Raw genomic sequence first — 14719 nt, 5'->3', positions numbered from 1 at the left:
CAGACCCCATGGATGAACCCCGCCTGAAAACCGGCCTGTGGGTCCGGGCAATGCTGCGCCAGGCTGGACAGAAGGGAAATCCGGGCATGGTGCTGCACCATGGCGATGATGACGCAGGCGGCGTGCTGGCCGTGCTTCTGGGGCGTGGGGGGCGGATGTGCGTGCTGGCCCAGACCCGTACCCCCGATGGACGCCGGGCATGGTTCCGCGCTACAGGGGAGACGGATGTTGATCAGGCCGGTGTTGACGCCTATGTCACACGGCAGATGGAACGCGACCCCGACTTGTGGGTTGTTGAATTCGATGCCCCTGATCTGGCGCCGCCGTTTGAAGCAAGATTGATATGAAAGACGTGATTCCACGGGTTTGAAAGCAGGGAAACCGATCCGGCCAGCAGGTGTGGCATCTGGCACACAGTCAGCCATGCCAGTGGGCCACACATACCCGGGCGGCGGGTTAAGGTGGTGGCAATGGATTGTCAGGGCCGGTTTCTTTCAGCAAAAGAATGCGGATGCTGATCAGTCCAGGGAATATGGCACGTGCACCCGACCGGGCCTATATGCCGGAAGAGGCCCGTCGAAGGGAGAAAAAGAGTATGAATCTGCGGTACGGATTGCTTGCAGGGTCTTTATTGGCTGCCTCGGTTACCCTGGGCTCCGTGCTGGTCTCCGCTCCTGTATTCGCCCAGCCTGTCCAGGGCCTGTATATGAGCGGTGAAGGTGGCGCGACCTTCAACCAGGGCCAGGTCATACGGAATTCTTCGGCACGTGATCAGTTTCGCACCGGCGCCATTGGCCTCGGCGCGATTGGCTGGGGGCTTGGCAATGGCTTCCGCGTGGAGCTTGAGGGCCATTATCGCAACAACGACCTGAAAACCGTGGGCGGCAATGCCGCCTATCACGCCCGCGCCGATGGCAGACAGCAGGAATCGGGGCTGATGGCCAATGCGCTGTTCGACCTTGATATCGGCAAAAGCTGGCTGTTCCCGTATTTTGGCGCGGGTATCGGCTATGGCTGGCAGAACATGAACACCACCATCACGGGCAACGTGAATGGGGCGAACTACAGCCAGCACGTGAGCGGCAGCTACGGCAACTTCGCCTATCAGGGCATCTTCGGCCTCTCCTTCCCCATGCCGTGGGTCGTGGGGCTTTCAGCTACGGCGGAATACCGGTTCTGGACCATGCTCGGCCCGCAGTCGCACCATTCCGTGGTGACGGGCAGCGAGACCGCGCTTACGGCCATGAACAATGATTACGGCTTTCGCAACGGCAACCGTGACAGCCGCACCGACTTCAACCATTCGCTGATGCTCGGCCTGCGCTACGAGTTCAATCCGGCCCCGCCGCCACCGCCGCCGCCTTCGACCAACGCCGTGCCTGCCCCGGCCGAGAACCGCACCTACCTCGTGTTCTTTGACTGGGACCGCAGCGACCTGACCGACCGCGCCCGCTCCATCGTGGCCGTCGCGGCGCAGGCCTCGACCAACACGCAGACCACGCGCATCGAGGTCAATGGCTATACCGACAACTCGGCGGCCCATCCCGGCCCGCAGGGCGAAAAGTATAATCAGGCCCTCTCGCTCAAGCGCGCGCAGGTCATCAAGGCCGAACTGGTGCGTGACGGTGTGCCCGGCCCCGCCATCGATATTCATGGCTATGGCGATGGCAACCCGCTGGTTCAGACCGCTGCCAACACGCGCGAGGCCCAGAACCGCCGGGTGGAGATCATCCTGCACTGATTGCCCGTTCCACATCTGGACATGGAAAAGAAAAAAGCGGCACCGCAAGGGAGCCGCTTTTTCCATATGGTGCTGCCGGGATGCCGCCTTCTTTCAGAAAGGCGGCATTCTGAAGGTCTAGACCAGCCCGGTAAACAGGGAGGTAGACAGGTAGCGCTCGGCAAAGGAAGGCGCGATGGTGACGATGGTCTTCCCTGCGTTCTCGGGCCGCCCCGCAAGCTGTATGGCCGCATGCAGGGCCGCACCCGATGAGATGCCCACCGGCACCCCGTCCAGCCGCGCGCAGCGGCGGGCGGCGGCGATGGCCTCGCGCTCCGATACCGGCAGCACGCCCGCCAGCGCCGCAAGGTCGAGCGTGCGGGGGCAGAAGCCCGGCCCGATTCCCTGAATGCCATGCGGCCCCGGCTCATCACCATTGAGAATGGCGCTTTCCATCGGCTCCACGCCATAGACCTCGATGCCGGACTTGCGGGACCTGAGCCCGTGGGCAATGCCGCTTGCCGTGCCGCCCGTGCCTAAGCCCGCCACCACAATGTCAACCGTGCCTGCCGTATCAACCCAGATTTCCTCCGCCGTGGTGGCGGCATGAACTTCGGGGTTGGCGGGGTTGTCGAACTGGCGCGGCATCCACGCATTGGGGGTTTTTTGCAGGATTTCCTCAGCCCGCGCGATGGCGCCCGCCATGCCCAGGCGCGAGGGGGTAAGTTCAAGCTGGGCATCAAGCAGGCGCAGCATCTTGCGCCGCTCGATCGAGGCCCCCTCCGGCATGGTCACGATCAGCCTGTAGCCCCGTGCGGCCGCCACAAAAGCCAGCGAAATGCCGGTATTGCCCGAAGTCGGTTCCACCAGCGTGGTCTTGCCAGGATGGATCTCGCCGCGTGCCTCGGCATCCTCGATCATGGCAGCACCGATGCGATCCTTCACCGAGGCGAGCGGATTGAAGAACTCCAGCTTCATCAGCACGCGGGCGGCCAGACCATCCTCGCGGGTCAGATGCGGCAGCGCCACGAGCGGCGTACCCCCCACGGTCTCGACAATGGAGTCGTATATCCGCCCGCGCGGGGCGGCAAAACCGTACGTGCGATCGGGCGGGGTGGTTTTCGTCATCCGGTATCACTCCTTGGTGCGGCAATGGCCTATTCACGCGTGCAGTCTGACATAATCCACCATCCTCCTGAACAGAAGCGTGGAACAATCAGCAAATTACTGGTAAATAGGGGAAACCGGTTTTTTCATCCAGGCAAGGCGAGGCTGAACGATATGCTGCTGCGGCGTGACAGGACCATGATCGCCATACTGATCATGCTTGACGTGGCCTTTCACGCGGGGCGGAACGGCACCATCAGCGCGGCCGACATCGCCGAGCGCGCGGGCCTGGCCCGGCGCGGGATCGAGCCGCTGCTCCAGACCCTGTCACGCTCGGGCCTGCTGGAAAGCGTGCGCGGCCCCCGTGGCGGCTACCGCCTGGGCCGGCCGCGGCGTGACATCCTGCTGGCGGATATTCTTGCGGTCATCACGGCAGAGGACAATACGGATGACGGCCCCATTGGCGGGCTGTTCCAGAAGGTTGTCGAGCCGTGCTGGCAGGAATTCGATACGATGATCGATGAACAGTGCCGCAAGATCAGCCTTGATGACCTCGTGCGCCGGGCCGAGCATGCGGGCATGCGCCGCCCGCTGCCCGAGCCGATCACGTTTTCGATCTGATCTGACCCGCCTGCCAGCCCTGCCGGAGCAGGGCCGGTAAGCCGCCGGGTTACTTCGCGGCGGTAACGGTGGTGGTCACGTCCATATATTCACGCGGCTTGTCCCCACCGGGAATCAGCACGACACGGAACTTGTCCGGGCCGGAATAGGCGGTGTTGGCCGTGTACGTCACATAAGTGTGATCATTATAATTATAGATGAACACCTTGCCGTGATCGGGCGCCGGAGAGACGCCAAACGAGGCATAGGGATGCCCTGCCGAGGCCCGCGTCTCGATGGCGCAGTAACCATCATCGCTACGCACCTGCATGGTAGTGGATTTCGTGTTCTTGCCCGCATCGGCAAGGCTGCCCACCTGGCACTGGCCGGAGGCCTTCATGTAGTTATAGGGATTGGGGGTTCCGGTGATGCCACCAAGGTTCACCGCCGGTTTGTTGTCACATCCGGCGAGCAGAATGCCCGTCGTCATCATGATTGCAGACAGTCGCAGTCGCACTCGTCAGCTCCGCTGTGTTTGATACATCACCCGTTAAGGACCATTGCGCCTGCGCCGCCCCGTAACGGTCAGGATTGGCGCACCGGCCAACCACCGTGGCATACGCTGTAGAACAACGCACCAAGGCGGAAAAGCCCCACCTGTTGCTTTTGCACAGGCATGCACGCCCTGCCCGTGTGGCATACCCGGCCCACGGGGCGCTGTCATCCCATCGTGCATTCATAACGCATCTTTTTGAACGCGGGTCTGCCGCGCGCCCTTTTGGCCGCAGCATGTTTGCGCTATAGACCTGATCCGGATTTCATCGTGCCGGAATATGCGGGGTCCGTGCATTACCCCCATTGGCAACCGCCCCACTATCTCTGGAGAACCCGTCCTGATGTCCATGTCGATCTGGCGCGCTGGCGCTGCAGCTCTTGCCCTTGTGGGGCTGGTTAATGGCGGGCAGGCACTGGCTGCCGGTCCGTGCTCCCCCTCGCCCGCGCATGAGGCGTTTGACGTGCAGGGCCTGAAGAGCCAGCTCATGGTCACCGCGCTGTCCTGTGGCGCGCAGGACAAGTACAACAACTTTGTCGGCAAATTCCGCAGCAAGCTCGCGGCCGAGGAGCATGTGCTCAACGGGTATTTTTCCACCACCTATGGCCGCAACGCCCAGCGCCAGCATGATGACTACATCACGCAGCTCGCCAACGTGCAGTCCGAGCGCGGCCTGCAGGCGGGCACGGCGTTCTGCCAGCAGCATGTTTCCATGTTCGATGAAGTGCAGGAGCTTGAAAGCACGGCTGACCTGTCAAACTACGCCCAGGCCAAGGACATCATCCAGCCTGCCTCATACCTGACCTGCACGGCCCCCAACCGCCCGGCCGCAGCTCCTGCCCGCCCGCGCACGCCCGCGCGCCGCACGGTGCGCAGCTGATCCGCGCCAGCCTGCGCGCAAAGAGTAAAGAAAAATCGGGGCCGGGCTTTGTCCGGCCTTTTTCATGCCCGCAAGTGCGGGCATAGTCGGCGCAAGGAGACAGGCCGCGCAGCTTGACAGGACGTGACCTGACAGAACAAAGAACGCTTCATGAACGACGATCTTTTTTCCACGCCTGCGCCGCCTGCCCGGCCCACTCCACACAAGGTTACCCCCGCCGCCATGCCAGACCCCGCAAAAAACGGTCCCGATTCCTATGACGCCAGCGCCATCGAGGTGCTCGAAGGACTCGAACCCGTGCGGCGGCGGCCGGGCATGTATATCGGCGGCACGGACGAGACGGCGTATCATCACCTCGCCTCCGAAATTCTCGATAACGCGATGGATGAGGCCGTAGCCGGTCACGCCACCACCATCGATGTCACACTCGAGGCCGGTGACTACCTGACCATCCGTGATAACGGGCGCGGCATTCCGGTCGATGCGCATCCGCGCTTTCCCGATCGCTCGGCGCTTGAAGTGATCCTGACCACGCTGCATGCGGGTGGCAAGTTCTCGGGCAAGGCTTATGCCACTTCGGGCGGGCTGCACGGGGTTGGCTCGTCGGTCGTCAACGCGCTGGCATCGCGCATGGAAGTGGAAATCGCGCGCGACCGCGCCCTGTGGCGGCAGGTCTATGAGCGTGGTCGCCCGCTGGCGGGCGTGGAAAAAATTGGCCCGGTCAATAACCGGCGCGGCACCCAGATCCGTTTCACGCCCGACCCCGAGATTTTCGGGCGCCTGCATTTTTCGCCCGCGCGGCTGTACCGGCTGTGCCGCTCCAAGGCGTTCCTGTTCCGTGGCGTCACCATCCGCTGGTCGTGCGACCCGGCACTGATCAAGGACCATGACATCCCTGCCGAGGCGGTGCTGCACTTCCCCGGCGGTCTGGCTGACAGCCTGCGCGATGAACTGGGCGAAAAAGCCGCCCTGCTGACCGATCTATGGGCCGGTGACGCCGACCTGCCCACCGGCCCCGATGGCGCGGATACGGGGCGCATGGAATGGGCCATCGCCTTCCTTGAGCAGGGCACCTCGGCGCTGGCGTCGTATTGCAACACCATTCCCACCCCCAATGGCGGCACACACGAGACCGGGTTCCGCAACGCGCTGGTCAAGGGCCTGCGCAACTGGGGCGAGCAGCGTGCCAACAAGCGTGCGGCCAACATCACCGCCGATGACATCATGGGCTGCATTGCCGCCAAGCTGTCGGTATTCATCCGCGACCCGCAGTTTCAGGGCCAGACCAAGGAGAAGCTGACCAGCGGCGAGGCCAGCAAGCTTGTCGAGACCGCGCTGCGTGACCGCTTCGACCACTGGCTGGCGGGCAACCCGCCACAGGCCGATAACCTGCTGGCCTTTGTGGTGGAACGCGCCGAAGAACGCCTGCGCCGCAAGGAGCAGAAGGATACACCGCGCAAAAGTGCCACCCGCCGCCTGCGCCTGCCTGGCAAGCTGACCGACTGCACCCGCGAGAACGCAGCCGAGACCGAAATCTTTCTGGTCGAGGGCGATTCGGCGGGTGGATCGGCCAAGCAGGCCCGCAACCGTGAAACACAGGCCGTGCTGCCACTACGCGGCAAGATCCTGAACGTAGCCAGCGCCTCGAATGAAAAACTGCGCGGCAACCAGGAACTGCGCGACCTTGTCGAGGCATTGGGCTGCGGCACGGGCGAGCGCTTTGATGCCAGCAAGCTGCGCTATGGCCGCATCATCATCATGACCGATGCCGATGTGGATGGCGCGCATATCGCCTCCCTCCTCATGACATTCTTCTACCGCGAACTGCCCGGCCTGATCCGGGGCGGGCATCTGTACCTGGCCCAGCCGCCGCTCTATCGCCTGACACAGGGCAGCAAGAGCGTTTACGCCATGGATGACGCTGACCGCGAGCGCAAGCTGAAGAAGGTGTTCAAGCCCAACAGCAAGGTCGAGGTCTCGCGCTTCAAGGGCTTAGGTGAAATGCCGCCTGCCGACCTCAAGCAGACCACCATGGACCCCAAGCACCGCACGCTGCTCAAGGTCATCACCCCACCCGAGGACCGGGCGTTTACGCTCGAGCGCGTGGAGCACCTGATGGGCCGCAAGGCGGAACTGCGCTTCCGCTTCATTCAGGAACACGCCAATCAGGTCGATAACCTCGACGTATAAAAAACCCGGCCTCCAGGATGGGCCGGGTTTCAAAAAGCTTCAAAAGAACGCCGCCTTTTTAAAAAAAGGCGGCACCCAAAAACTTTTATCATTCCCTATCCTGCCACATGCGTGATCTGCGTGGGCTCGACTGCGGCCACGGTGGCCAGCGGGTGCAGCAGGTAGGTCACGGCCGGGTCAAACACGCGCAGGAACGAGTTGGGGTGCACCCCCATCCACACCGTGACGATGGCCAAGGGCACCAGCACGGCAAGTTCCTGCCCGGTCAGGTCACGCAGCAGGGCTACGATGCCGCCCCTGTCCGCGCCAAACAGCACGCGGCGGTAAAGCACCAGCATATAGACCGCCCCCAGGATCATGCTCGTGCCGCCGAGGAAGGCCAGCCAGAACGAGACATGCAGCGCGCCCACCATGACCAGAAACTCACCCACGAAGGCACCCGTGCCCGGCAGGCCGATATTGGCCATGACGAACAGCATGGCGAGCGTAGCGAGCACCGGCATCTTGTGCGCCACGCCGGAGAATGCGCTGATCTCGCGCGTTTCCGCCCGCCACGACACGGCGGAGACACAGAAGAACAGCGCCGCAATCACGATGCCATGCGACAGCATCTGGAAAATCGCGCCATCAATCCCCTCGGGTGTCAGCGTAAACAGCCCGATGGCAATCACCCCCATATGCGAGAACGAGGAATAGGCGATCACGCGCTTCATGTCGGTCTGCGCCAGTGCGATGATGGCGGCGTAGATCACCGCAATCACGCCCAGCGTCAGCACCACGGGGGCGAACAGCCGCGCCGCATCGGGGAACATCATCACACCGAAACGCAGCAGGCCGTATGCCCCCGCCTTTGACAGCACGCCAGAGAGCATGACCGAGGCCGGGGTTGGGGCCTCCGTGTAGGCATCGGGCAGCCACGCATGCAGCGGAAACAGCGGCAGCTTGACGCCAAAGGCAATGATGAAGCCCGCCAGCAGCCAGCACTGCATGCCATGGCCAAAGCCATGATGCTGCAGGGCCACTATGTCGGTGGTGCCGGTGGCGTTCCACATGGCCAGCAGGGCGAGCAGCATGAACAGCGACCCGCCAAAGGTGAACAGGAAGAACTGCAGCGAGGCCCAGACCCGGCGCGGGCCGCCCCATACGCCAATCATCAGGCTGGCGGGCAGCAGCGTTGCTTCATAGAACACATAGAACAGCACCAGATCCAGCGCCGAGAACAGGCCGATCAGCGTCGTTTCCAGCACCAGCATGGCGACCATGTAGTCGCGCACCCGGCCCGTGACCTGCCGCCACCCGCCAATGATGGCCAGCGGCGTGAGGAAGGCGGAAAGCAGCACGAACATGAGGCTGATGCCATCAACCCCCACATGGTAGGAGATGCCCGCGCCACTGGCCCACCCGACCTGCTGCTCGAACTGGATGCCGGGCCTTGCAGGGTTGAACTGCACCCACATGATCACGGCCAGCACGAACACGATGCCGCTGGTCCACAACGCCACCCAGCGTGCGGCGGTCTCGATGTTCTGGGCCGTGCCGCGCGTGAGCAGGATGGCCGCAGCCCCGACAAGGGGCAGATACGTAACTAGGGAGAGCAGGATCGGATGCACATTCGGTCTCACATCATCCATGAATGATGCGCTGACCCTAGGAGCGTTGGCGGCTCAGAATCCAGCCACACCCCGCTCACATTATGCAGAGCAACCCCGGCATGACGCATGCCATGGCGCCCCTGCCCTACACCCCGGCAACCCTGCTGCCGGGCCTAGCGGCGGCCGAACATCCGCTCCAGATCGGCCTTTTCCAGCTTCAGCCAGGTGGGGCGGCCATGCGAGCAGGTGCCCGCGCGCGGCGTGCGTTCCATGTCGCGCAGCAGGGCGTTCATTTCCTCGTGTGTGAGCCTGCGGCCCGCCCGCACGCTGCCGTGGCAGGCCATGCGGGCAATGATCGCATCCATACGGCTGTCCAGCGCATCGGCCTGGGTGGGGTCAGAAAGCTCGTCCGCCTCCAGTTCCTCGGCCAGATCGCGCAGCATGGCCGCCGGATTTTCCTTGCCCAGCAGCGCAGGCAGGGCGCGCACGAGCACCGCCGTGCCGCCAAAGGGTTCGATCTCGATGCCCAGCCGGGCCAGCGCGGGTGCAAAGGGCAGCAGCACCGCCACCTGCCGGGCTTGCAGGTCCACCACCTCGGGCAGCAGGAGTCGCTGGGCGCGGATCTCGCCACCAAGATACTGCGCGCGCAGGATTTCATGCGTCAGGCGCTCATGGGCGGCGTGCTGGTCCACCAGCACAAGCGCGCCATCCGCCGTTTGTGACAGGATATAGGTGCCCAGCACCTGCGCCACCGCAGCCCCCAGCGGGTGGGCCATGGCCGCCGTGGTGTCCGCATGCTCAAGCACGGCTTCAGGCACCGCCTTGCGGGCCGCAGGCAGGGCTGCGAGCGGCAGCGACGACTCGGCAAAGCCAGGCGGCAGACCCGGATCGGCCTGCGGAGCGGACGCCTGCGGGGCCGCCATGCGGGTGGACAGGTCCGCCGCGTCATTCCCGCGCTCGGGCGGGTACCAGATCCGCGCCGATGATGGACCGCGCGACTGAAGCAGGTCGGGCCGCACGCCTGCCACACCCGCACCGGTGCCAAGGGCGCGGCCCAGCGCGCCAATGACCAGTGCGCGCACCGCAGCCGAGTCGGCATAGCGCAGTTCGGTCTTGGCGGGATGTACGTTCACATCCACCTGCTCGGGCGGAATTTCCAGCGACAGGGCAACCACCGCATGCCGCCCGTGCTCCATTACGTTACGATAGGCCACCCGCACCGCTGTGCGCAGCACGGGATCGACCACCGGCCGGCCGTTGACGAGCAGCATCTGTCCGTTTGCCGTAGCCCGGTGCACCGATGGCGCGCAGATATAGCCGCTCAGTTTCAGGTCACCACGCTGGCCTTCAACCGCCAGCAGGCCATCAGCCTGACCGGCCTCAAGAATGGCCGCAACGCGGGCGGCGCGATCCTGCGCGGGCAGGTCAAGGACCACGCGCTGGTCAAATTCCAGCCTGAACGCCACATGCGGGGCGGAGAGTGCGAGCCTGCGCACCACGTTCTCGGCATGACTGGATTCGACACGCGGGCTTTTGAGGAATTTACGCCGCGCGGGGGTGGCAAAGAACAGGTCCTCCACCAGCACGCGGGTGCCCGCAGGCCCGGCGCAGGGTTCGGGCTGGCTGACAGCCCCCCCTTCCACGCGGATGGACCACGCCGAATCCGCCCCATGCCGACGCGACATGACCGTAAGCCGCGCCGCAGCCCCGATGGAGGGCAGCGCCTCACCCCTGAAGCCAAGGGTGGAGATACGCACCAGCGTCTCGTCACGCAGTTTGGAGGTGCAGTGCCGCTCCACGGCAAGGCACAGGTCATCGGGCGACATGCCGCAGCCGTCATCGGTCACCTCGATGCGGTCGATCCCCCCCCGGTCGAGGCGGATACCAATGCGCCGTGCGCCCGAATCCAGCGCGTTTTCCACCAGTTCCTTGAGTGCGGCTGCCGGGCGCTCGATCACCTCGCCTGCGGCAATGCGATTGACCACCTGCTCCGACAGGCGACGGATGACCGGCAGTTCAGGCGTGGAAGACGTGTTCATGCAGATAAACCGGCAGTTGGTGGAGCAGCATGATGCTGCCCATGCAAGGCCAGCCTCTTATTTGGTCGGGCCGCTTACGGTAGGGGTCGCCCCCTGGGTCAGGTTGCGGCCAAGGGCCGAATCCTCACGCAGGCGGGCATTTTCTGCCTTGCCATTGACCAGGCTCCCCGCCCCGCCGCCATGCCAGAACATCAGCTTGTCCACAAAACTGGTATCAGCCCGGCCCATCTCGCCCTTGTCTGGCTCGTTCGCGGCTTCCTGCGCTTCACCAACAAGGGCGGTCTGCCCCACGCTGCCCGTGCCATCAGCACCCTGCAGCGCCACGTTGGGCGAGAGGGTTTCAAGCGCCTGCATGCGCGGGTTGGTATCCTGCGCGCGCTGGACCGCGTTGCTGTTGGGTGCGCCGAGTTCATCCGAAGGCGGCATGGACAGCGGCGCGCGGGTGGTGACGGTGTATTCATCCGGCAGGCTGCGCTCGAGCCCGAAAGCGCGCGAAACATCGGCACCCGTGCACCCCGAGAGCATGAAACCGCTCGAGACAAGCAATGCACAGGAAAGGGGTCTGAGAGCTGAAATCGCCATATCTCGCCTATTACCGTTAGTGGAACGGTTCGGCAAGCATATGCACGCTCCGCCTCCCCTAGTTTGCATCGCGATCACGCAGGTTGTCGATGATCAGGATCGCAACGCCACAATCTATCAGCGCATCGGCGATGTTGAACACCGGCCATGACCAGCCATAGGCATGGGCATGGATGAAATCGACCACCGCGCCAAAACGCAGCCGGTCGATCACGTTGCCAATCGCCCCACCCATGATCATGCCCAGCGCCACCGCCACCCATTGCCGCCGGGTGCGCGCCATCCATACACCCAGCCCCGCCACGATCAGCAGTGCCGCGACCGAGAAGATGATGCGGCCCGCAGCCCCCGCGCCGCCCAGCATGCCGAAGGTGATGGCGTGGTTCCAGACCATGGTCAGATTCAGGCCCGGCAGCACCGGCACGCTTTCACGTGCCGGCAGGTCATAGATATCGAGTATCCAGTATTTGCTGGCCTGGTCGGCCACCAGCGCGCCCAGAAGGCAGACGGCGCCCAGAACGCGGTTGTTCATCGTGCCTATGCCTTGCCCTGCACCACATCGACACAGCGCAGGCACAGCTCGGGGTGGGTGGCGTCCTGCCCCACCTCTTCCAGCACCTTCCAGCAGCGCGCGCATTTATGACCGGTCGCCACGCTGATGGTGGGAATGCCGTGCGGCGTGCCCTCCTGCGCCTCGTCCTCGCCCAGATAGATCGAGCCGCTGCCCGCCACCACCGTTACATCGGCCTGCGAGACAATGCTCAGCTCCGCCCAGTCCACACCTGCAAACCGTGCGGCTTCCGCTTCCGACAGGGGCAGTTCGAGCGCTGCCTGCAGCGAGGACTTGACCAGCCCGTCACGCCGCGCGGTCTCGATCTCGGTGGTGATGACACGGCGCACGGCGCGCAGCATGGCCCAGCGCTCGCCCAGTTCGGGGTCGTTCCACCCAATGGGCAGTTCTTCGAATGCCTGCAGGTGCACGCTCTCGGTATTGCCGGGGCGGGCCAGCCAGGCTTCCTCCGCCGTAAACACCAGCACCGGGGCCAGCCACGTGCACAGGTTGCGGTGCAGGTGGTCAAGCACGGTGCGGGCCGCGCGGCGCTTGAGGCTGTGGGGACCATCGCAGTAGATGGTGTCCTTGCGCACGTCGAAGTAGAAGGCCGACAGGTCAGCCGCGCAGAAGCCATGCAGCGCGGGGTAGACGCCAACCCATTCATGCGTTTCCACCGCGCGGGCCACGAGGCCGCCGAGTTCGGTCATGCGGTGCAGCACCCAGCGTTCAAGCTCGGGCAGTTCGCCGTAGGGCACGCGCTCGGCCTCGGTAAAGCCGTCAAGCGCGCCGAGCAGCCAGCGCAGCGTGTTGCGCAGGCGGCGGTAAAGCTCGCCCTGCTGCTTGAGGATTTCCTTGCCGATGCGCAGGTCCTCGTTGGTGTCCGAGTTCATGACCCACAGGCGCAGGATATCGGCGCCAAGACTGTCATTGACATCCTGCGGGGCAATGACATTGCCCAGCGACTTCGACATCTTGCGGCCCTGCTCATCGAGCACGAAGCCATTGGTCACCAGCGCCTTGTAGGGAGCGACGCCGCGCGTGCCGACACTTTCAAGCAGCGAGGACTGGAACCAGCCGCGATGCTGGTCCGAGCCTTCAAGATACAGGTCGGCGGGGAACGGCATGTCGCCATGGCCGAGCACGAAGGCATGGGTCGAGCCACTCTCGAACCACACATCCACGATGTCGAACACCTGCTCGTACTCATCGGGGTTGCGGCCTTCGCCAAGGAAGCGCGACGCGGGCGAACTGTACCACGCATCCGCCCCTTCCGCGCGGAAGGCGGTGACGATGCGCTCCATCACATCCTTATCGCGCAGTACCTCGCCGGTGCGCTTTTCCACGAACACGGCAATGGGCACGCCCCAGGCACGCTGGCGGCTGATGCACCAGTCAGGCCGGCCCGCGACCATGGAGGTCAGCCGGTTACGCGCCTGCGCGGGCACGAAGGTCACTTTCTCAAGGGCTGCCAGCGCGCGGTCGCGCAGGTGGCCTTCGCCATCCATGCGGATGAACCATTGCGGGGTGGCGCGATAGATGATCGGCGCGCGCGAGCGCCAGGAATGCGGGTAGGAATGGACCAGCGTCGTCCGCGCCACCAGCCCGCTTGGCGCGGTGCCCGCGCTCACTGCACGCTGCATGGCCTCAAGCAGGGCCTGGCACACCGGCTCGGCGGCCTTGAACACATGACCACCGGCAAAGAGCGGCACATAATCGGCGTAGCGACCATCATCCATCACCAGTTCGGTGATTTCGAGGCCATAGGCGCGGCCAAGGTTGAAGTCGTCCTCGCCATGGGCGGGGGCCGTGTGCACGAGGCCCGTGCCCGCCTCGGTCGTCACATGCTCGCCGGGTAGCAGCGGCACATCAAAATCATAGCCCTGCCCGCGCAGCGGATGGGCGCAGATCGCGCCTTCAAGCGCGCTGCCCGGCAGGGTGTACAGCACGTGGTGGGCCGTCACCCCGGCAGCCTCACAGAACGGCGCGATCAGGTCCTCGGCCACCAGCACCTTTGCTTCGGGCTCCAGCGTCGCGTTCTCGCTCACGCCATCAACCCGCACCACGGCGTAGGTGATGTCCGGACCGTAAGCGATGGCGCGGTTGGCGGGGATGGTCCACGGCGTAGTGGTCCAGATCACGGCGGCCACATCTTCGAGCGCCTTTGCGGGCGTGGGGTCGGTCACGAAGGGGAAGGCCACGTGAATGGCGGTGGATTCGTGGTCGCGATATTCGATCTCGGCCTCGGCCAGCGCGGTCTTTTCAACCGGGCTCCACATGACCGGGCGCAGGCCACGATACAGCAGGCCGTTGAGCAGGAATTTGCCAATCTCGCCCGCAATCGCCGCCTCTGACGAGAAATCCATGGTGGCGTAGCGGTTTGCCCACTCCGCCTGCACGCCCAGCCTGCGGAACTCGCTGGCCTGCGTATCCAGCCATTTCTGGGCATAGGCGCGGCACTCGGCGCGGAACTGCAGCACGGGCACGCTGTCCTTGTCCTGCCCGCGCTTGCGGTATTCCTCCTCGATCTTCCATTCGATCGGCAGGCCATGGCAGTCCCAGCCCGGCACGTAATGGATGCCGTAGCCCGCCATGCGGTGGGCGCGGTTGATCACGTCCTTGAGGATCTTGTTCAGCGCGTGGCCGATATGCAGGTGGCCGTTGGCGTAGGGCGGGCCATCATGGAGCATGAACACGTCACGCCCCTTCGCCTGCTCGAACAGACGCGCATCAAGCTTTTCGCCTTCCCACCCCGCCAGAATCTCGGGTTCCCGCCGGGGCAGGTTGCCGCGCATGGGGAAGGAGGTCGTCGGCAGGAAGACCGTCTCCCGGTAGAGATCCTGTGGTTTTGACTCGGACATGGCCTGTTCTGTTCTTCTGGCAGGGGAAAGTTCAGCTGGCCCCAG

General features: G+C 64.4%; 12 protein-coding genes. 5 read left to right on the top strand and 7 right to left on the bottom strand.

What is annotated here, in order from left to right:
* Positions 1-8: 8 nt before the first annotated feature.
* Both FMA36_RS08665 and FMA36_RS08660 read left to right on the top strand, forming a co-directional pair.
* Positions 9-347 carry a DUF1491 family protein gene (locus FMA36_RS08665; RefSeq protein WP_159262003.1) on the top strand — a complete coding sequence of 113 codons (339 nt, stop codon included), beginning with the start codon at positions 9-11 and terminating at the stop codon, positions 345-347.
* Positions 348-595: 248 nt separating this feature from the next.
* Positions 596-1741 (top strand): OmpA family protein, encoded by a 1146-nt coding sequence (locus FMA36_RS08660; protein ID WP_167518023.1) that lies wholly within the window; start codon positions 596-598, stop codon positions 1739-1741.
* 117 nt (positions 1742-1858) lie between these two features.
* Here the strand turns inward: FMA36_RS08660 and cysK are convergent, their stop codons facing one another.
* On the bottom strand, positions 1859-2848 hold the full coding sequence (cysK, locus tag FMA36_RS08655) for a cysteine synthase A (protein ID WP_159262002.1): 990 nt from the start codon (positions 2846-2848) through the stop codon (positions 1859-1861).
* Positions 2849-3001: 153 nt separating this feature from the next.
* Here cysK and FMA36_RS08650 point away from each other — a divergent pair, with 153 nt between their 5' ends.
* Complete coding sequence (locus tag FMA36_RS08650) at positions 3002-3448, top strand: RrF2 family transcriptional regulator (RefSeq protein WP_130730627.1); 447 nt, start codon at positions 3002-3004, stop codon at positions 3446-3448.
* 49 nt (positions 3449-3497) lie between these two features.
* Here the strand turns inward: FMA36_RS08650 and FMA36_RS08645 are convergent, their stop codons facing one another.
* Positions 3498-3920, bottom strand: a complete 423-nt coding sequence (locus FMA36_RS08645) for a hypothetical protein (protein ID WP_159263784.1) — start codon at positions 3918-3920, stop codon at positions 3498-3500.
* Between the two features lie 403 nt (positions 3921-4323).
* On the opposite strand from FMA36_RS08645, the gene FMA36_RS08640 reads away from it, so the two are divergent.
* Both FMA36_RS08640 and parE read left to right on the top strand, forming a co-directional pair.
* Entirely contained in the window at positions 4324-4860 is a 537-nt protein-coding gene (locus tag FMA36_RS08640; RefSeq protein ID WP_159262001.1) for a hypothetical protein, read from the top strand.
* Positions 4861-5010: 150 nt separating this feature from the next.
* On the top strand, positions 5011-7050 hold the full coding sequence (parE, locus tag FMA36_RS08635) for a DNA topoisomerase IV subunit B (RefSeq protein WP_159262000.1): 2040 nt from the start codon (positions 5011-5013) through the stop codon (positions 7048-7050).
* 95 nt (positions 7051-7145) lie between these two features.
* Here parE and FMA36_RS08630 read toward each other — a convergent pair whose 3' ends face one another.
* The 5 genes from FMA36_RS08630 to ileS form a co-directional block, all read right to left on the bottom strand.
* A complete protein-coding gene (locus FMA36_RS08630) occupies positions 7146-8681 on the bottom strand; it encodes an NADH-quinone oxidoreductase subunit M (protein WP_159261999.1) in 1536 nt (511 codons plus the stop codon).
* 134 nt (positions 8682-8815) lie between these two features.
* The gene (mutL, locus tag FMA36_RS08625) at positions 8816-10681 is read right to left on the bottom strand and encodes a DNA mismatch repair endonuclease MutL (protein ID WP_159261998.1); all 1866 of its coding nucleotides are present in this window, start codon (positions 10679-10681) and stop codon (positions 8816-8818) included.
* 57 nt (positions 10682-10738) lie between these two features.
* Complete coding sequence (locus FMA36_RS08620) at positions 10739-11227, bottom strand: DUF3035 domain-containing protein (protein WP_159263782.1); 489 nt, start codon at positions 11225-11227, stop codon at positions 10739-10741.
* Between the two features lie 94 nt (positions 11228-11321).
* Entirely contained in the window at positions 11322-11795 is a 474-nt protein-coding gene (gene lspA / locus FMA36_RS08615; RefSeq protein WP_159261997.1) for a signal peptidase II, read from the bottom strand.
* 5 nt (positions 11796-11800) lie between these two features.
* Complete coding sequence (gene ileS / locus FMA36_RS08610; RefSeq protein ID WP_159261996.1) at positions 11801-14674, bottom strand: isoleucine--tRNA ligase; 2874 nt, start codon at positions 14672-14674, stop codon at positions 11801-11803.
* Positions 14675-14719: the final 45 nt, after the last annotated feature.

It is taken from the genome of Komagataeibacter xylinus, from assembly GCF_009834365.1.
GTDB classification, from domain to species: Bacteria; Pseudomonadota; Alphaproteobacteria; order Acetobacterales; family Acetobacteraceae; genus Komagataeibacter; species Komagataeibacter xylinus_D.
The sequence above is the reverse complement of the archived record's forward strand: the minus strand, read 5'-3'. Positions and strand labels throughout refer to the sequence as shown.